The following is an 18,060-nucleotide window of genomic DNA, read 5'->3' on the forward strand; positions in this document are numbered from 1 at the left end:
AAAGATAGGATTAATTGATATATTGAAACCGTTTATGGATATCCTCAAAGCAATCATCGTCTTGACCATTTTGATGGTTATTTTTCCTCTAGCGACAAGTGCGCAGGAAAAAGAATTCAACAACGAAACAGAAAGTGTTTCCGAGTACGTCGACAAGATCCTGAACGGTCCCATTACCAAGGAAGGGCTTCAACAAATGCCTTACAAAACCTGGTTCAATACCAATTTCAAAACGTATTTGATCGATCAGAATAGCCTGAAAAGCATCAAAAAGCGCAAACTGAAAAACCTGAAGATCCTGGCATTCATGGGTACTTGGTGTCATGACAGTAACCGCGAAATTCCTAGACTCATGCGGGTTACGGAAGAATTAGGGATCGCCAGTCAATTAGAGTTGTACGGTGTGGACGTGAACAAGAAAAGCCTCTTGGGAAAAGAAGCCAACTATGACGTAAGAAAAACGCCGACCATCATTTTTCTTTTAGAAGGCAAAGAGATCGGTCGTATTCTTGAAGAACCTGACATATCGTTTGAAGCCTATTTGGCTGAACTCTTAAAATAATGCTAGAACATCAACGCCCCCTGTTCAATCTCCCAAACGACATTACGTATTTGAATTGTAGCTACATGTCGCCCATGCTAAAGGCAGTAGCAGAAGTGGGAGTAAAAGGAATCTATGGAAAAGAAGACCCTACGGTGGTAAAGCCAGAAGACTTTTTTACAAATACCCAAAGAGCAAGGACTCAATTTGGGCAACTGATCAATGCCCCTGCTGAGCAATGCGTGATCGTCCCTTCCGTGTCTTATGGAATGGCGAACGTAGCAAAAAATCTACGGGTTGGTAAAGGCGACAACATTGTGGTAGCGGACGAACAGTTCCCAAGCAATGTATATGCCTGGATGGCGCTCAGGGAAGAAAAGGGTGTAGAGATCAAATTTGTGGCGCCCCCAAAGATGAAGGAAGGCCGTGGCAAAAAATGGAATGAGCTGATCTTGGATGCCATTGATGCCAACACAAAACTTGTCGCTACAGGACATGTACATTGGGCCGATGGCACCCTATTCGATCTGAAGGCGATTCGTGAACGCACCCGCGCTGTGGGAGCACTCATGGTCATCGATGGCACACAATCCATCGGTGCCCTACCTTTTGATGTGGAAGAATTTCAGCCCGATGCATTAGTTGCTGCAGGCTACAAATGGTTGATGGGGCCTTATTCTACGGCAATGGCCTACTATGGTGAATATTTCGCCGATGGCCGTCCTATTGAGAATAACTGGATGAACCGACTGCACAGTGAGGACTTTGGCAATCTGATCAATTACCAAGAAGACTACCAGCCCGGTATGGTCCGGTATGAAGTCGGTGAAAGTGCGAATTTTATTTTGACACCGATGCTCACAAAAGCCATGGAACAAGTGAATACCTGGGGGCCGCAAGCCATTCAAGACTACACACAATCCCTGGCCTCACCTTTTCTCCCTGCCTTAAAAGCGGCAGGCTATTGGATCGAAGAGGACGCACATCGGGCGCATCATCTCATCGGGCTTCGGTTACCCGAGCATTTAGCTTTAGAAGAGATCAAACAAAAGTTACAAGAGCAACGCGTTTTTGTCTCTGTGAGAGGCAATTCCATCCGTGTTTCACCGCATTTGTACAACACGTCTGCCGACTTTGAGTATTTACTGCATGTGCTCGGGGTAAAAGAGCCAAACTAAGCAGCTAAGGCCTGCTTTTTTCGACTGTCGTAAATAATCTGAAAGTGATTTTTTTGAATGGGTGAATCTCCGTAATTTTGTCCGGCAAATAAAACCAGATTTTATTTGCTATGGCGATCGACTCAGAAAAATTCCTCTTCGAAGCACTGACATACGACGATGTCCTTTTGCTTCCCGGTTACTCCGAAGTACTTCCAAGAAACACTGTTACTAAAACACTGCTCACTCGAAACATCGAGCTGAATATTCCTTTGGTATCGGCGGCGATGGACACCGTTACGGAATCACAATTGGCCATTGCGATGGCACTGGAAGGAGGCCTAGGCTTCATCCACAAAAACATGACTGTAGAGCAGCAAGCCCTACAAGTCAGAAAGGTGAAACGATCGCAAAGTGGGATGATCCTCGACCCCATCACCCTGAACATCAACAGTACAGCGCGTGAAGCAGAAAACATCATGCGGGAGAATAAGATCGGTGGTATTCCGGTCATCGATAGCGAGAAAAACCTGATCGGAATTGTCACCAACCGCGACATGCGTTTCATCAAGAACTTTGATACGCCGGTTGAGAACATCATGACCAAAGAAAACCTCATCACTGCCCAGATGGGCATTACGCTTGATGAAGCGGAAGAGGTACTCAAACAATACAAAATTGAAAAGCTGCCCATCGTTGATGACAAAGGGATGCTTACTGGGCTGATCACCTACAAGGACATTCTGAAGAATCGCAACAGACCGAATGCTTGTAAAGATGAGTTCGGTCGTTTAAGAGCAGGAGCCGCTGTTGGGGTAACTCCTGATATCGAAGAGCGCATTGAAGCACTAAAAAATGCAGGTGTTGATGTCGTCAGTATCGACACGGCACATGGCCACTCCAAGGGAGTGATCGATACAGCCAAGCGGATCAAAAAGATGTACGGTGACCTGGACGTGATCGTCGGAAACGTAGCGACTGCTGATGCGGCCAAGGCCTTGGTCGATGCCGGAGCAGACGCCATCAAAGTGGGTGTTGGACCGGGCTCTATTTGTACAACCCGTATCATTGCCGGGGTGGGGATGCCTCAATTATCAGCCGTTTATGAATCAGCTAAAGCCATTAAAGGTTCTGGCATTCCGATCATTGCGGATGGTGGTGTACGTTATTCAGGTGATATTGTAAAAGCCATCGCGGCTGGAGCAAACACGGTCATGATTGGTTCTTTATTGGCAGGTACAGAAGAAGCTCCCGGAGAAGTCATCCTTTATGAGGGCCGAAAATTCAAATCGTACCGCGGCATGGGTTCAGTAGAAGCCATGGAAGACGGCTCGAAAGACCGCTATTTCCAGGATGCTGAAGATGACATCAAAAAACTAGTGCCTGAAGGCATTGTGGGTAGAGTGCCATTCAAAGGATCGGTACAGGAAGTACTTTATCAGATCACAGGAGGCCTGCAAGCCGGTATGGGCTATTGTGGTGCTGCAACCATCGAAGACTTGAAGAACGCTAAGTTTGTAAAGATCACAGGTGCTGGGGCTAGAGAAAGCCATCCGCATGATATCTTTATTACGCGCGAGGCTCCTAATTATAGTAGATAAACTAGCCTAAAGAATATTTAAAAAGGAGCTCATCTGAGCTCCTTTTTATATGCATTATTGTTTGTCCTGTGAGGCTTTAGGACCTGATGAATCAATCAAGCTGAATTCAACTCCTCAAAGTTAGCGCGCGTTTGTAACGCGGGCGGGCGGGGGCTGGTTTAGGTAACTCTCACTGCAATACTTATTTTTGTAATCTCATTCTTTTTATTTGTTTCAATACTTAAAGAAACAAACTCACAGTTACTCTTTTTATTAAGTTGATAGATCTCTTCTTTTAATTCCTGAGTCACTTTTTGATGAATCCTGAGTTTAAATTTATCATTTATTTTTAGTTCATGGTTTGGAGATTTAAGTTCAAAATTTGTTAGAAGAAACCCCTCTGAGCCCTTGTCATAGTACCTTAGGTACAAGCCTTCCCCTTCGATTTTTAAGGCATCTCCAACGATGCTTTTTTCTATCGTTACGGTCATCTCTAAATCCAATCTTTCTAAGACATTTGAAGAACTTTCCACTTTGAATAATGGACTTATATCAGTCCTATTAAGAGTCAAGCTTTCAAAACAGTGGTTTTGACCTAAGCAACCGAAGGATTGTAGGATAAATAGTGCTATTATTAATTTATTTACTTTCATGATTTTTTATTAAGAACAAGGGTTATTTGTAGGATTTCCTGTATTGCCGAATTGTGTCGCTAAAAATATTTCAGGATCAATAGCTTCAAAATCGTTATAATTTATTCCGTTTTGAGGTATTCTAAATTCAATATGAACATGAGGTGTTACAGGATTATTGTTATTCATCTCATCGGAGGCATTACCCGTTTTACCAGTTAAGCCAATAAAATCACCTTTTGAAACAAGTTGGCCCTCTTGGATGGTAATAGCATTTAAATGTGCATATAAATTCCAATATTTAACTCCATCTATTGTTGTTTGAATTATAATATAATTTCCAAAGTCTCCACCATTGCTCATACTATTTGGAGAAACACCATCCACTGTTGCCAGAACCATTCCATCTACAATTGAGAACAGTTCTGTGTTTTCTTCTGCGAAAATATCTAAACCTTTATGTATTCCCGAACCATCTTCTCCTCTAGCAGAACCGAATCTCCCACCTTCTACTCCTTGTCCATCTGTCGGAGCAATTAATGGGTTCTTTACTGGGTCACCAGGACATGGTGGATCTAAATCATTGATAGGAATCTCACCATCATCAGGATTGTCACAAGTTGTATTGGCTGTGCTCAATAAATTGAAATCTTCATTACATATCATTTCCGTTCTTGATACGGCCAAATCATAATACTCCGCTTCACATTGACTTATCATTTCATCACCATCATCACCTGAACAGTTGATCATTCTACCTGTATAAACCCTCTCAATCGTAACAACGACTTCATATCGGCAACCTGTCGTAGGTGAATAGCCTCCCCCACCGGTAGCGGGAAGATCAGGCTGACCTTCTCCTCCAAGCCCAGCACTATCACTGCACGATGTATTAGTAGCCGTGCTCAAGGCCATATTGGCCACATTTTCATTTTGTCTAATCTGATCCGGATCTAAATACACACGGTCTATTGTTCCCTCAAAGCCTTCCAGAAGTCCTGTTTGCAAATATGTCTGATAAAAAGCATCAGACATGGTATAGGTAAATATCATTGGTCGTTGGTATTCATCATCCAATCCTTTACCAACCACCAAATTTTGTATGATGTTCGGTTGATCATTTCGGATCAACATAGACATATAAGTTTGTCCACTTTCATCCAAACGTGCCATTACCCTATCGAAATCTACCCTTTCAATAATTGGATCAACGCCTCCAGCATTTAATTCATTACTTGGTTCGATTCGATCAACCTTGTTGCCTACATATCTTGTCAAAAAAGAACTCAATCCTGGAAATTGATCAATTGGTGCTAGTTTATTTTTTGGTGTATGAATCTCAGGATTTCTATCAATATCCTCTGTACACGAAACTATTGATAATGCCACGAATAAGCAGGCAAGGATCCTTAGATGCTGTGTTCTCATGTTTATTGTTTTAGTATAAATCTTAGTATCTAATTACTTAGTGATTTTAGGGGGGGGGAAGTCACCCATTGGAGATAACTTTTTTATCAAAAAAGAATTTCACTCGTCCGAATAACAAATAGAGACTCGCATCTTTTTAATTGATACCTGACTTATATCACCTCTCGGGTAGGATTTTGTGGCTAATCTTATGAACTTATTTCTTACGCATGGGAGACTTAAACGTACGTGTGGTCAATACACAAAAGCAGCTCAATGACTTTACCAAATGTTTATTGCGCGATGTCTATTTACTCGAACAAATGCTGGAAGAACAGTGGTTCGAAACCGAACAAATGCATATCGGCGCTGAGCAAGAGATCTGCCTAATCGACAAACACGGCAAACCCATCGGATTGGCCATGGAGGTACTGAATGACCTTAACAATCCTGACTTCACTACGGAACTAGCCAAATTCAATGTGGAATGCAACTTGCAGCCCAAGCCATTTCATGGCCACTGTTTGCGTGACCTTGAATCAGAATTACGTGATCAATTGGCCAAGCTCGACAGCGTTTGCCAAACCTATGACATCGACTTTCTGCTGACCGGGATTCTTCCCACCCTCAGAAAATTCGACCTCGACATCGAAAACATTACGCCCCTCAAACGCTATGAGGCCTTGGGGAAAGCGATCATGAAATTAAGAGGTAAAGAATACGAATTACGTCTTTCGGGATATGATGAGCTCAACCTCAAATTCGATTCGGTGATGCTAGAGGCCTGCAACACCAGCTTTCAGGTGCACCTGCAAGTGACTCCCGATGATTTTGTGACCAAGTACAACAGCTCCCTTTTCTTGGCGGCACCGACCATGGCGCTCTCTTCCAACAGCCCCCTTTTGTTTGGCAAACGACTTTGGCACGAAACACGCATCGCGCTATTTGAGCAATCGGTAGATACCCGAATCACGAGTGAGCATTTGCGCGACCGATCACCCCGTGTGATGTTCGGCAACCAATGGCTCAAAAACTCTGTGGTCGACCTCTTTAAAGAAGACATCAGCCGATTCCGCGTGATGCTGATGACCACCGCCACTGACATGTGCGAAAATGACTTTAAGAATGGCATAGCACCAAAGCTTAGGGCATTGAATATTCATAATTCTACGGTTTACCGCTGGATGCGTCCCTGCTACGGAATCAGTCCAAATGGAAAACCCCATTTGCGCATCGAAAATCGGATCATCCCTTCGGGGCCTACCGTGGTAGACGAAATGGCCAACTCCGCTTTCTGGCTAGGGGCCATGACTGCCTTCGACGACCACTATGAGAACATCACTGAACTCATCGAATTCGATCAGGTAAAATCTAATTTCTACGACTCGGCTCGCAATAGCTTGAACGCCAAGTTCCGCTGGATCGATGGGAAGAAGTACTCCATCACCGACATGCTCAAACAAGAATTTATCCCATTGGCTCGTGAAGGCTTGCGAATGCGCAATGTGAATGAAGAGGACATTTCCAAGTACATTGGCATTGCTGAGGAGCGCGTCGAGGCCAATCAAAACGGCACCTACTGGACGCTCAATTCGTTCAACAAATTAATTAAGGAATCAAATAAGGAAGAAGCGCTATTATCTATTTCCACCAGTATGGAAAGCCGCATGCGCTCTGGGCTTCCTGTACACCTCTGGAAACTTGCCGACCATGAAGGCATCAAGAAGATCCATCCATCCAGCATCTTAGTGGAAGAATTCATGACCACCGACCTGTTTACTGTTCGCAAAGAGGATATTTTGGAATTTGTTGCCGATATGATGGACTGGCAACGCATCCGCTTCACTCCAGTGGAAGATGATAAAGGTCGATTATTGGGCTTGGTGAGTTCGCGCATGATCCTCCGCCACTTTCGCAAAAACATTGGTAGAAAAGAAGGTGAAACTACGGTAGCTGATATCATGATCCAAGACCCCGTGATCATTGCTCCTGAAAAATCCATTTGGGAGGCCATGCGTATGATGAAAGAGAATCGAGTAAGCTGTTTACCTGTTGTAAAAAACGAGAAGCTCATTGGCATTGTCAGCGAGGGCGATTTCTTAGAGATCACCTCCACACTTATCAAAATTTTAAACTCAACAAAGCCGGCCCATGAATAGGATTATCGGTGAGCGACAGGGCGATGCGAACAAGGTGTTGATCGTTCTGATTGGTGCCATCCATGGCAATGAACTGGAGGGTGTCAAAGCCATTGAGCATATCTTAAGAACAATTGACGAACATGGCCTTCAGCTCAACGGGAAAGTCATTGGCATTGCAGGTAATCTACAAGCCATCGCGGCCAACAGACGTTTTTTAGATCAGGACCTGAACCGACTCTGGACGCCTAACCTGAAAAGCCAGCTCCAATCACGCGATGCCTCAGGTTATTCGGCAGAAGAAGAGGAGGCCGCAGAACTTCTTGGGCTATTGGAAACCTTAGCGAACGAGCCTTATGAGAGAAAAATACTGATCGATCTCCATACCACCTCAGCCGAAAACGGGAACTTTTTAGTTTACCCGGGAGCAGCACTTAATGACCCGATCGTACAATCGCTTAAGCTACCTGTGGTGGTTAACCTAGAAGAGTACATTCAAGGAACGCTAATGCTGTATAGCCGACGGTTAGGTTTCAATTCTATCGTATTTGAGGGTGGTCTCATTGGATCTGACAAGGCGGTTGAACTCCATACCTATGGTCTTTGGCAAGTCATGACAAGTGCAGCGCTTATCGATGAGCCGCACGACATCGGTTTGCACATCCATTATGAGGAATTGGTGGGCTCATTGCACAGCCATTTGCCGAGAACGGTTCGTGTCTTGCATCGCCACGAGGTTAGTCCAACCGACTACTTTCACATGAAACCCGGCTTTGATAATTTTCAACGGATCAGCCGTGGCCAACTTTTGGCAGAAGACAAAAAAGGATTGATCCACTCTCCCATGAATGGCTACATCTTTATGCCCCTTTACCAAAATACAGGAAATGACGGCTTCTTCATTGTGGAAGAAGTCTAGTAAGCTTTAAGGAACAAGCTAAAAGCAAAAAGCCATTCCGTTTCCGGAATGGCTTTTTACTATATACCATGTACTATGTACTAATATCTAAAGACTTTCACGCTTGCTGTGCAGTAGCCTCAGCCTTTGCCGCAGCCCTAGCTCTTGCACTTGCTTGCTCTTTATCAGCAGCAGCACCCAAGGTTTTCTTAGTCAAGTCGACTACTGTTGGTGTTGCGATAAAGATCGATGAGTAAGTACCCACCAAAATACCGATCAACAAGGCAAAAGAGAATCCTCTTAGCACTTCACCACCAAAGATGAACAAGATCAAGACCACAATGAAGGTCGTCATTGAAGTGATCAAGGTACGGCTGATGGTAGAGTTGATCGACTCATTGAATGTTCCGATCAGGTCTTTTGAGCCTCTCAACTGGAGGTTCTCTCTGATCCGGTCAAATACTACCACGGTATCGTTGATCGAATAACCAATGATCGTCAGCAACGCAGCGATGAACACTTGATCGATCTCGAAGCTGATGCCAAAAAGACCTGCGATCGCAAAGGCAGAAAGGACGATGATCGAATCATGCACCAAGGCCAAGATCGCTCCCAAAGAGAACTGCCATCTTCTAAAACGTACCAAGATGTACAAAAAGATCGCGATAATCGAAATGGCAAATGCTCTAATGGATGAGTTCTTAATGTCATCGGCAATGGTGGCGCCAACCTTTGATGAACCACTGATCGTAAACTGACCATCTCCTAAGGTCAGCGTGCCATCAATAAAGGTCTTCCCGGTAATCTCCGTTAAGCCAGCAACCAATGTTTTCTTTACTTCTTCATCAGCCTCTAAGGATTCTTGTTCCACAAGATAAGAGGTAGTGATCTTCAGCACATTGCTTGCGTTGTATTCCTTCACTTCAACACCAGACTCACTCAGGGCACCACTAGAAAATGCTGTTTTTACATCAGATGCAACCATCGGTTCATCAAACTGTACCACATACGAGCGTCCACCTTTGAAATCAACGCCTAGACGCAAGCCCGTAGTCACCAATGAAACGATACCCACTGTGATCACTAGACCAGAGATCAAATAAGCTAGTCTTCTTTTACCTAAGAAGTCAATATTCAAGTTTTGAAGCTTGCCTTTCGCCAAACCGGTTTCAAATGACAAGTTGCTTTCGTTGCCTTTCTTGGTCATCCAAGTAACGATCACTCTTGTGATAAAGACCGCTGAGAAGAATGAACAGATGATACCGATCATTAGCGTTACCGCGAAACCTTTTACCGGTCCTTGTCCTAAGACGTAAAGAATAACACCGGTCAAAAAGGTAGTCACGTTCGCATCGATGATCGAGCTATATGCCTTCTGATAACCTGAATTGATGGCCTGAAGCAATGGCACATCGTTGCGTAGCTCTTCTCTTATTCTTTCAAAGATCAGCACGTTGGCATCAATTGACATACCAATTGTCAACACAATACCAGCAATACCAGGAAGTGTTAGTGCAGCACCTAGGTTGGCTAGAATACCCAAAATAAAGAAGATGTTAAACAAGAGCGCCACATTGGCAACAACACCACCCTTAGCATAGTAGGCGATCATAAACAACACCACGATCACCAAACCGGCTAAAATGGATGTGATCCCCTGCTTTTGTGCCTCTACGCCCAAAGTAGGTCCAACTACGGCCTCTTCTACGATTCGAGTTGGAGCAGGTAGAGAACCCGCTTTTAAGATGTTGGCCAAATCTTCTGCTTCTTCAACCGTGAAGTTTCCACTGATAGATGATGAACCATTTGGTATTTCTCCCATTACATTGGGCGCTGTGTAGACGTAGTTGTCCAGAACAATGGCAATCTGTCTGTTAATGTTTTGCCCTGTAAGGTTTCTCCATTTTTTAGCACCAATCGCATTCATTTGCATACTTACCGCTGGTCGTGCTCTTTCGTCTAAGCTTTGACGAGCATCCGTGATCACCTCACCCGTTAAAGGGGCTTCTCCACCTCTGGCGATTCGGATAGGGAAAAGCTCAAGTAATTCTGTTCCTTCCGCTGGCTTCACCGCCCATTTGAAATCTAAGTTGGCCGGAATCAAGCGCTGAATGCGCTCGTTCTTCAAGGCTCTGTTGATGCGTGACGTATCCGCGAGATCATAGTAGAAGCCAGGAAAAGGTCCTTGCTGTTGCAATGCGAAAAAGCTTGACACACCTGAGTTTTCCAAAGACGTTGAGTCACCTGAAGCTGCATCCTCTTGTGCAATTTGCGCCTCTAAAGGATTCTCAATATCAGTAGCAGATTGTGTTTCTGTAGAAGTTAAGGCAGCTTCTTCAGCCTCTTCGATCTTCAGCAACTCATCGTTCATGGCTGACAGGGTCTGACCAATTTCATTTGGCTCATGTACTTCCCAAAACTCCAATTTTGCAACACCAGACAAGAGTTTTCTTACCCTTGCCGGGTTATCAACACCGGGTAGCTCGATCTGAATTCTACCTGTACCTTGTAAACGCTGAATGTTCGGCTGTGATGTACCAAAACGGTCAACCCTTGTTCTCAAGATCTGGAACGCACGATCGATAGACTGCTCAACTTCCTCGTTGATCATTTCCATCACTTCCGCATTGGTTGATTCAAAACTGATTCGACCCCTATTGGCTGCGTTGGCAAAAATCCTGCTCAGTTGGCCATTTTCGCTTACTTCGTTGAAAGCCTCTTCAAAAAGATTGGTAAAAGAAGCTTGTGAATTGACCTGTCGTTCATTCGCCAATTCGAGTGCACGCAAGAAATCTGCATTTTGGCTATTTGCTGAAAGTCCCTTGATGATCTCTACCGGTGAAACTTCGAGCGTTACGTGCATTCCCCCTTGTAAGTCGAGTCCAAGGTTTAGCTCGATGTCTTTGATCTCCTTATAGGTAAACTCCGCTCCTAAAAGATTTAACACAGGCTCCATCCAAATGGAATCGAGGTAGGCCTGCTTTTTGGTTTGATCAACAATTCCAGCTTCGTCTTGGGAGAATTCAATAGCGTCTTTCTGAATTCCCCTTGAAAAGAAGGTAATCGACAAGTAGTAGATGCACAACACGGTGACCACCACTGTTAGTAAAATAATTGTATTCTTGTTTTTCATTGATTTATAGGTTGCAGCGCATCAGCGCAAACATGAATTAATAGTGATTAAATGAAACGGTAGCGGGTGCCCTGACTAGGGCGCATTAGGCGATTGGATCTGCCTAAAAAGTGTCTTGAATAAGTGTGTGTCTTCTAAGGGAACATTTGCAATAAATGGCAAAGGTTCTTGAGTTTCAATGAAAAGCTCTCGGATAAAAAAGGCCTCAAAAGGTTCCAATTCTATCGATACTGCGGGAAGCATTTGAAGGCTCAGCATTTGAACCATAGGCTCTTCTTGTTGACCCTCGTTGCTATCAGTTTCTTCTGTCAATTCCAAATTACCCTGTACAGCTTGACCTTCACTTGCTTCTTGTGTCAGCACATAAGCGGCAATCAAAAGGCCCATCACTACAATTAAGCCTTTTCTTACTCTTGATATGTTTGTAAACCACTGCATTAGGGGCGTCAAATGTAGCAAAAGGATTGAATAAATAACACTAAAAGCCCTTGATTTTGGAATGGATAAATGCTTTGACCACGTCCAAGGCATTTGTGAAACTCTCGTTGTTCGGCACAACGATGTCTGCCTCTTCCTTATGAGGTTCAATGTACTTTTGAAAAGAAGGCATGATGTGATTCTCGTATTTGTACAAGACATCCTCTGCATCGTAGCCTCTTTCTTCTCTGTCGCGCTTCAGTCTTCTTCTCAGCTTGATATGCTCTCGGGCTTCGATGAAGACTTTTAAGTCGATGAGTGCATTCACTTTTGTGTAATGAAAAATGAAAATACCCTCAACCAAGATAACCGGTGCCGGGAAACGTGTGATGGTTTTTGGTGTTGCTGCCGGATTGTTGAACGTATATTCTAGCTTGCTGACCTTTCTACCTTCGCTCAATTCCTTTAAATCGGCTGCAAAATGCTCAAAGTCAATGGACTCAGGTCGATCAAAATTCAACTCTCCATTTTTATCGACCAGTTGATGCTCTCTGGGTAAATAGTAGTCGTCTTGTGAAATACAGGTAATGTCTTGTTCACCAAAACTCTCCAGAATAGCACTCAAAAAGCTTGTCTTGCCGGAGCCTGTTCCACCAGTAATCCCAATAACGTACGGTTTCATATTTGCCAGAGGTTGCTAAGCAGATGCAAAAATAGGAAGGCTATTGAAAATCAGTTCAATGTGTGTAAAAAATCGGCTAATTTTTCCACAGCTCTTTTACGGTGACTCATGGTATTTTTCAACTCAGCACTCATTTCGGCAAATGTGTGCTGATGCCCTTCAGGAATAAAAATAGGGTCATAGCCAAAACCATCAGCACCTACTACCTCCTCCGCGAGACTTCCTTTGATCACTCCTTCAAATTGCTCGGTTTGGCTGCCATCACAATAGGTGATCACAGCCCGAAATTGCCCCTTTCGATCTGTTATCCCTTGCAATTCATCCAGCACTTTCTGCATATTGACTGTCGCATCTCGAGTGCCGGCATAATGCGCCGAGTGCACCCCAGGCTTGCCATTCAAGGCTTCTATTTCCAAGCCGGAGTCGTCTGAGAAAACAGGCAGTTGAATTCGTTCAAAGACGTAAGCTGCCTTTTCAAGAGAATTCTCCTCTAACGTTTCATGTGTCTCTGGAATATCTCCATCGAAGCCGGCCTCTTTGAGCGAGATGACCTGAAATCGATCTCCCAAAATTTGCTGAACCTCTTGGAGCTTATGCGCATTATTCGTGGCAAAACAGATCTTCATCCTACCTGATGTTCAGAACATTTATTTCAAAGACCAAGACGGAGTTGGGTGGAATAATGCCTTGCCCCCGGTTTCCATAGCCGTATTGTGAAGGCACAAAAACCGTTGCTCTTCCTCCTTTACCCAATTGCCTGATGGCGATCTCCCATCCTTGGATCACATCCCCTTTGCCCACAATAAACCATAACGGATCTCTTCCCTCGCTTGAATCAAACTCGGTTCCATCCAGTAAATATCCTCTGTAACGCGTTTCCACAGAGTCGCCGAATCGCGCTTTGGGCTCTTGTCCCGGATCGTCTGTAATGATTCGGATACCACTGGGCAAAAGGGTATCTGCCTCCAACCCGTTATCAGCCAAGAATTCTTCGATCAGCATAATATCTGTCTCTAATTGAGCCCCCTCGTCAAAGATCACATCATTGCCTCCGCAAGAAAGTAGCCCTAGACTGAACACTAATCCTATCAAGAAAATGTAATGCTTCATTTATTGTATTTCTATTATTTCTAAATCGTAAATCACCGGCGTATTGGGTGGAATTACACCACCAGCGCCCTTATCTCCAAAAGCATAACGCGACGGAATAAGCAAGGTTCCTTCGCTTCCTTTTTTGAATTTTGGCATGCCGATCAACCATCCCTCCAAACTCGCCTCTTTCAGACGGAAAGGATAGGGTTGATAAATATTGGCTTCATCATGTAGCCCCTTGGCTTTTGCAAGTTCCTCGTCGGTAGTTGACAAAACTGAACCATCGAGCAACCTAAGGGTAAAGTTCGCTAGCACATCACTGTCCTTTTCAATAAAGTCACCTTCCCCTTGCTTCGAAATTATGTAAAAGACGCCTTCGGGTGTGCGCTGAGCCTCTAAATTATTGTTAATCAAATACGCTTCGATCAAATCGGTCTCAAAACGAAGCTGTTCGCGTACCATTTTATCGATCAAGCTCGCCTCATTGTCCACGTCAAGTACTCTTAAGCTCATGGTTACCCTCAAGGTAGAATCTTTCAAAGGCAAGGTTCGACCTTCCAATTTGGCATACTCGGGTAAGGACATGGTGACTTGAACGGAATCTCCATTGCCAATGCGCTTTAGCACATCCTTAAATTCAGGCCACATGTTATTCATGGCCAAACGTCTACCCAATGGGAAAAACTCCCTGGAATCGACGATCAATGAATCCTCCAGCTCAATTTGAACATGGGCTTTGATGGCATCAGATTCAGTGGGTTTAGTTCCATCCTTAGACTCAACGACCCGAAGCAAATAACCAGATGGAAGTTCTTCAAGCTTCTGCTGACAAGCACCAAGCGTGAAAACTGCTAAACCACAGATCAATAACTTCTTCAAATTCATTAACGTACTTCTTTTTCCAATTGATCTTTATACTCCACTAAGATCGCTTTGAAGCGTTCCACTGTCTCTTCCAGTCCATCAAACACCCTGCCACCGGCAGCATTGCGATGCCCTCCACCATTGAAAAAACGACTTGCGATTTCATTTGCCGGAAATGCACCCGTTGAACGCAGTGAGATCTTAACACCTTCGTCAGTCTCTTTAAAGAGAGCACCAAGGGTAATTCCCTCGATGGATAAAGCATAATTGACCAAACCTTCGGTATCACCCGTCTTCGAACTGAAGCGCTGAAGGTCTTTCTCTTTGAGGGCAAAAAATGCCGTATGAAACTCCTCGATCACTTGTAGATTCTCACCCAAGGCAAAGCCGAGAAACCTTAACCGACTAAGTGTACTTTTGTCGTAAATATTCTTTGCTACTTGACTATTGTTGGCACCTAAGCTGATCAGTTTTGCTACCACTTCGTGCACATTTTGTGTAGTGTTTGGGTGGCGAAAGCCTCCCGTATCGGTCATGATGCCCGCATAAAGACAATTGGCAATGTCCTCATCAATCAGTCCTTCATCTCCTAAGGCAACAATGAGTTCGTAACACAGCTCGCAAGTGGCAGCTGCATTGGTATCCCAAAGTTGAAAATCTGCAAAATCTTCCGGAGCCAGGTGGTGATCGACATTGACCTTATAAGCGGATGCTTCCCGCACCATCTCCCCCATCTCATTAATTCTACTCAACACAGAAAAATCGAGGGTTAAGATAAGGTCTGCTCCCTGAATCGCTTCCGCGACTGCTGCCTTTGTTTCATCTCCAAAAACCAAGACGTCTTCATCACCCTTCATCCACTTCAGAAAATCAGGATAATCAGAAGGCGTGATCACCAACACGTCGTGGCCTTTCTTCAATAGATAATTGGCCATTCCGAGAGAAGAACCTAATGCATCCGCATCAGGCTTATGGTGCGTGGTGATGACAATTTTTTGGGATTGTTCAAGTTGTCGCTTGAATGAATCTAAGTTTTGCATAAAAAGGCACCATTCGGCGCTTCGATCAAGTCGCAAAGTTGCCAAGAAAAGACATAGAAAACAATGAATGCAGATTGAATCCACCCGAACCCAATTGACTTAAAAGATTCATATACAGGCAACATAGGTTTCAAAATATGTGCTAATTTTGCACCCGCATTTGAGCAACAGAACTATAATTACTAAGATATGGCAACAAATAGAACCTTTACGATGATCAAACCTGACGCTGTTCAAGACGGCAATTCAGGCGCAATATTGAAGATGATCGAGGATGCAGGCTTTAAGATTATCGCAATGAAATACACCCGATTGACTCCAGAGTTGGCCGGTAAATTCTATGAAGTACACAAAGAAAGACCATTTTATGGAGAGCTTTGTGACTATATGTCTTCAGGACCGATCTTCGCAGCGATCCTTGAAAAAGAAAATGCTGTTGCGGACTTCAGGACATTGATCGGCGCCACCAACCCTGCAGAAGCAGCTGAAGGCACCATCAGAAAACTGTATGCAAAATCAATCGGCGAGAACGCTGTTCACGGATCTGACTCTGACGAGAACGCAGCCATCGAGGGCAACTTCTATTTCTCTATGCAAGAGAGATTCTAAGTCAAGAATTTTAATTTGATCAAGAAAGCCGCAAATGCGGCTTTTTTTGTTGCCTGACATTAGAGAAATCACGCGTTCTTTCTCGTGAGCCAACGTGGTAATAAAAGGGCTCCTAATATCAGATAGGGGTAATAGGTGATGAAACGCCAGACCAAACTGGAAGCGAAGGTATAACTCCCAAGTTCTTCCCCATAGAACACTGGAAAGACAAATTCAGCTGTACCAGCATTCCCTGGAGAAGGCGACACCAGCAAAGCCACCCAAAAGATGAGGTGTTTACCGATAGCCAATAAGTGTTCAGACAAACTCATTGCAACAAAACCTGAGCCTACTATAGACAAGACCGCATACTTAAATAGCCAAATCAAATAAGTAATACCGATCAATTTCAGCCAAAACCATCCACTCTTTCCTTTCAATTGCTTGGATGCCTCGAACAAATGATGGCTTTGTTCTATGGCCATGGGCTCAAACCGTTTCAGCCATGAAAACTTCAAGAGCTTCATGGTCATTTGATTGATAAATTTAGGCATCAGCACAATGGCGGAGAGCATGAACATGGTGAAACCGAGGATCATCAAATAGCTCAACCAAAACAAATAGTAGATCTTTGTATCAGGTTGATCAGGAAATAACGCAACATCGGGAATTACTGCCCCACCAGACCACCAAATGGCGAGGGGAGTCGCTGTGATAAAAAAGAGATTATCAAGCGATGCCGCCAGTAGCGCATAGGCCAATGCTTTTCCCAAAGGCACTCCTTCTCGATTGATGACAAAGATCAACACAGTGGTTGCCCCAACCAAGGGTGGAGCAACCGCTACGGTAAACTCCCAAAGCATGACGATATAAAAGGCTGATCGAAGACTGAGCTCCCCTTCGCTCATCACCCGAAAGCGTAGCATATTCAAGCCATCTTTGGTAAACAAGGTGATAATGGCTATGACAAGAGAACCCAGTGAGATGGCCGTTATGGCAGATAGACTTTCTTGATTCAACTGATCATCGCGCCAAAACATGAACCCTAAAATGGCAATGGATAGCAGAATTGGAAGAATGGCACTTTTTGAATTGAGTGTTTTTAAGGCCTTTTGGTCATCCATTATTGTTCAACGAGTTCTTCGTCAGCTTTTTCTATCCAGAAATTGTTAAACCCTTCTCCTAAATGCATGGTGATCTGTCGCATCTGAAGCAGATCGAGAATGGAAAGAAAATTGAAAATTACAGCGATCTTATTCGGTTCAAAACTGATGAGTTCAGTAAAACTCAAGCGTGGTTTTTCCATGAGTTTATTCAGCACAAATGTACGTTGGGCAGATATGGTGTAGGGGTACTGCACCACTTCATGCTTCGGTTTATTTTGCTCGATTTCATAGCGCGCCAGTACCTGCTGAAAAACCTTTAATAACTTATAAAGATCTACATGTTGCAGCTCCGCTTCGACATTATTGCCTTCAGCGATCTTCTTGATCTCTTTGACAATATTTCCTCTACGCTCTTTTTGGGACCGATCGAACTCCATCTGACTTAGCTCTTCGATCACTGATTTGTACTTCTTGTACTCCAGCAAATGCCTCACCAATTCCTCTCTTGGATCGATCTCATTTCCCTCTTCATCAATCACCGGTCGAGGCAAAAGCATTTTGGCCTTGATCCGCATCAAAGTGGCCGCTACCAAGATAAACTCGCTAGCCACCTCCACATTCATCTGTTCCAGGTGATGCAAGTAGTCTAGAAAGTCTTTCGTGATTTGGTTGATAGGGATATCATGGATATCAAGTTCATCCCGCTGAATAAAAAAAAGTAGCAGGTCGAAAGGACCTTCGAAGAGAGGTAACTTGATTTCGAAACTTTGCTCCATAACAGTAGA

At 44.1% G+C, this 18,060-nt stretch carries 17 protein-coding genes; 6 read left to right on the forward strand and 11 right to left on the reverse strand.

All coding sequences use genetic code 11. The annotated features are described in order from the left end of the window. Positions 1-34: 34 nt before the first annotated feature. The 3 genes from AC2D6U_RS09625 (at position 35) to guaB (ending at position 3,299) form a co-directional block, all read left to right on the forward strand. Positions 35-562, forward strand: coding sequence for a TlpA family protein disulfide reductase (locus AC2D6U_RS09625; protein ID WP_484720766.1), 528 nt, complete (start codon positions 35-37; stop codon positions 560-562). After that, the gene (locus tag AC2D6U_RS09630; protein WP_484720767.1) at positions 562-1,719 is read left to right on the forward strand and encodes an aminotransferase class V-fold PLP-dependent enzyme; all 1,158 of its coding nucleotides are present in this window, start codon (positions 562-564) and stop codon (positions 1,717-1,719) included. Before AC2D6U_RS09625 ends, AC2D6U_RS09630 begins: the two co-directional genes overlap by 1 nt. A 110-nt stretch (positions 1,720-1,829) precedes the next feature. Further along, positions 1,830-3,299: an IMP dehydrogenase gene (gene guaB, locus AC2D6U_RS09635; RefSeq protein WP_484720768.1), complete on the forward strand. Its 1,470-nt coding sequence runs from the start codon at positions 1,830-1,832 to the stop codon at positions 3,297-3,299. Between the two features lie 158 nt (positions 3,300-3,457). Here the strand turns inward: guaB and AC2D6U_RS09640 are convergent, their stop codons facing one another. Both AC2D6U_RS09640 and AC2D6U_RS09645 read right to left on the reverse strand, forming a co-directional pair. Then, complete coding sequence (locus AC2D6U_RS09640) at positions 3,458-3,931, reverse strand: hypothetical protein (protein ID WP_484720769.1); 474 nt, start codon at positions 3,929-3,931, stop codon at positions 3,458-3,460. A gap of 9 nt (positions 3,932-3,940) precedes the next feature. Continuing rightward, positions 3,941-5,338: a M23 family metallopeptidase gene (locus AC2D6U_RS09645; protein ID WP_484720770.1), complete on the reverse strand. Its 1,398-nt coding sequence runs from the start codon at positions 5,336-5,338 to the stop codon at positions 3,941-3,943. A gap of 209 nt (positions 5,339-5,547) precedes the next feature. On the opposite strand from AC2D6U_RS09645, the gene AC2D6U_RS09650 reads away from it, so the two are divergent. Together AC2D6U_RS09650 and AC2D6U_RS09655 are read left to right on the forward strand one after the other, a co-directional pair. Further along, positions 5,548-7,476: a glutamate-cysteine ligase family protein gene (locus AC2D6U_RS09650; RefSeq protein WP_484720771.1), complete on the forward strand. Its 1,929-nt coding sequence runs from the start codon at positions 5,548-5,550 to the stop codon at positions 7,474-7,476. Next, a complete protein-coding gene (locus tag AC2D6U_RS09655; protein WP_484720772.1) occupies positions 7,469-8,374 on the forward strand; it encodes a succinylglutamate desuccinylase/aspartoacylase family protein in 906 nt (301 codons plus the stop codon). The genes AC2D6U_RS09650 and AC2D6U_RS09655 overlap by 8 nt, the downstream gene beginning before the upstream one ends. A 97-nt stretch (positions 8,375-8,471) precedes the next feature. Here the strand turns inward: AC2D6U_RS09655 and secDF are convergent, their stop codons facing one another. From secDF to AC2D6U_RS09690, 7 genes are all read right to left on the reverse strand, one after another. Then, positions 8,472-11,486 (reverse strand): protein translocase subunit SecDF, encoded by a 3,015-nt coding sequence (gene secDF / locus AC2D6U_RS09660; RefSeq protein ID WP_484720773.1) that lies wholly within the window; start codon positions 11,484-11,486, stop codon positions 8,472-8,474. 75 nt (positions 11,487-11,561) lie between these two features. After that, the gene (locus tag AC2D6U_RS09665) at positions 11,562-11,924 is read right to left on the reverse strand and encodes a hypothetical protein (RefSeq protein ID WP_484720774.1); all 363 of its coding nucleotides are present in this window, start codon (positions 11,922-11,924) and stop codon (positions 11,562-11,564) included. A 40-nt stretch (positions 11,925-11,964) separates the two neighbouring features. Further along, on the reverse strand, positions 11,965-12,585 hold the full coding sequence (gene udk / locus AC2D6U_RS09670) for a uridine kinase (protein ID WP_484720775.1): 621 nt from the start codon (positions 12,583-12,585) through the stop codon (positions 11,965-11,967). 50 nt (positions 12,586-12,635) lie between these two features. Further along, the gene (gene rdgB / locus AC2D6U_RS09675) at positions 12,636-13,211 is read right to left on the reverse strand and encodes an RdgB/HAM1 family non-canonical purine NTP pyrophosphatase (protein WP_484720776.1); all 576 of its coding nucleotides are present in this window, start codon (positions 13,209-13,211) and stop codon (positions 12,636-12,638) included. A 1-nt stretch (position 13,212) separates the two neighbouring features. Then, a complete protein-coding gene (locus tag AC2D6U_RS09680; RefSeq protein WP_484720777.1) occupies positions 13,213-13,695 on the reverse strand; it encodes an FKBP-type peptidyl-prolyl cis-trans isomerase in 483 nt (160 codons plus the stop codon). Further along, positions 13,696-14,562, reverse strand: a complete 867-nt coding sequence (locus AC2D6U_RS09685; RefSeq protein WP_484720778.1) for an FKBP-type peptidyl-prolyl cis-trans isomerase — start codon at positions 14,560-14,562, stop codon at positions 13,696-13,698. It lies immediately after the preceding gene. After that, the gene (locus tag AC2D6U_RS09690; RefSeq protein WP_484720779.1) at positions 14,562-15,581 is read right to left on the reverse strand and encodes a DHH family phosphoesterase; all 1,020 of its coding nucleotides are present in this window, start codon (positions 15,579-15,581) and stop codon (positions 14,562-14,564) included. Before AC2D6U_RS09690 ends, AC2D6U_RS09685 begins: the two co-directional genes overlap by 1 nt. A gap of 189 nt (positions 15,582-15,770) precedes the next feature. On the opposite strand from AC2D6U_RS09690, the gene AC2D6U_RS09695 reads away from it, so the two are divergent. Further along, positions 15,771-16,190: a nucleoside-diphosphate kinase gene (locus tag AC2D6U_RS09695; RefSeq protein ID WP_484720780.1), complete on the forward strand. Its 420-nt coding sequence runs from the start codon at positions 15,771-15,773 to the stop codon at positions 16,188-16,190. 68 nt (positions 16,191-16,258) lie between these two features. On the opposite strand, the gene AC2D6U_RS09700 is transcribed toward AC2D6U_RS09695, so the two are convergent. Together AC2D6U_RS09700 and AC2D6U_RS09705 are read right to left on the reverse strand one after the other, a co-directional pair. Continuing rightward, complete coding sequence (locus AC2D6U_RS09700; protein WP_484720781.1) at positions 16,259-17,293, reverse strand: lysylphosphatidylglycerol synthase transmembrane domain-containing protein; 1,035 nt, start codon at positions 17,291-17,293, stop codon at positions 16,259-16,261. Continuing rightward, the gene (locus tag AC2D6U_RS09705; protein ID WP_484720782.1) at positions 17,293-18,051 is read right to left on the reverse strand and encodes a segregation and condensation protein A; all 759 of its coding nucleotides are present in this window, start codon (positions 18,049-18,051) and stop codon (positions 17,293-17,295) included. Before AC2D6U_RS09705 ends, AC2D6U_RS09700 begins: the two co-directional genes overlap by 1 nt. Positions 18,052-18,060: the final 9 nt, after the last annotated feature.

This window comes from Roseivirga sp. YIW32 (assembly GCF_057219245.1).

Coding starts and splice junctions, on each gene's coding strand:
- AC2D6U_RS09625 (WP_484720766.1), top strand. CDS start 35: ATGGATATCCTCAAAGCAATCATCGTCTTGACCATTTTGATGGTTATT.
- AC2D6U_RS09630 (WP_484720767.1), top strand. CDS start 562: ATGCTAGAACATCAACGCCCCCTGTTCAATCTCCCAAACGACATTACG.
- guaB (WP_484720768.1), top strand. CDS start 1,830: ATGGCGATCGACTCAGAAAAATTCCTCTTCGAAGCACTGACATACGAC.
- AC2D6U_RS09640 (WP_484720769.1), bottom strand. CDS start 3,931: ATGAAAGTAAATAAATTAATAATAGCACTATTTATCCTACAATCCTTC.
- AC2D6U_RS09645 (WP_484720770.1), bottom strand. CDS start 5,338: ATGAGAACACAGCATCTAAGGATCCTTGCCTGCTTATTCGTGGCATTA.
- AC2D6U_RS09650 (WP_484720771.1), top strand. CDS start 5,548: ATGGGAGACTTAAACGTACGTGTGGTCAATACACAAAAGCAGCTCAAT.
- AC2D6U_RS09655 (WP_484720772.1), top strand. CDS start 7,469: ATGAATAGGATTATCGGTGAGCGACAGGGCGATGCGAACAAGGTGTTG.
- secDF (WP_484720773.1), bottom strand. CDS start 11,486: ATGAAAAACAAGAATACAATTATTTTACTAACAGTGGTGGTCACCGTG.
- AC2D6U_RS09665 (WP_484720774.1), bottom strand. CDS start 11,924: ATGCAGTGGTTTACAAACATATCAAGAGTAAGAAAAGGCTTAATTGTA.
- udk (WP_484720775.1), bottom strand. CDS start 12,585: ATGAAACCGTACGTTATTGGGATTACTGGTGGAACAGGCTCCGGCAAG.
- rdgB (WP_484720776.1), bottom strand. CDS start 13,211: ATGAAGATCTGTTTTGCCACGAATAATGCGCATAAGCTCCAAGAGGTT.
- AC2D6U_RS09680 (WP_484720777.1), bottom strand. CDS start 13,695: ATGAAGCATTACATTTTCTTGATAGGATTAGTGTTCAGTCTAGGGCTA.
- AC2D6U_RS09685 (WP_484720778.1), bottom strand. CDS start 14,562: ATGAATTTGAAGAAGTTATTGATCTGTGGTTTAGCAGTTTTCACGCTT.
- AC2D6U_RS09690 (WP_484720779.1), bottom strand. CDS start 15,581: ATGCAAAACTTAGATTCATTCAAGCGACAACTTGAACAATCCCAAAAA.
- AC2D6U_RS09695 (WP_484720780.1), top strand. CDS start 15,771: ATGGCAACAAATAGAACCTTTACGATGATCAAACCTGACGCTGTTCAA.
- AC2D6U_RS09700 (WP_484720781.1), bottom strand. CDS start 17,293: ATGGATGACCAAAAGGCCTTAAAAACACTCAATTCAAAAAGTGCCATT.
- AC2D6U_RS09705 (WP_484720782.1), bottom strand. CDS start 18,051: ATGGAGCAAAGTTTCGAAATCAAGTTACCTCTCTTCGAAGGTCCTTTC.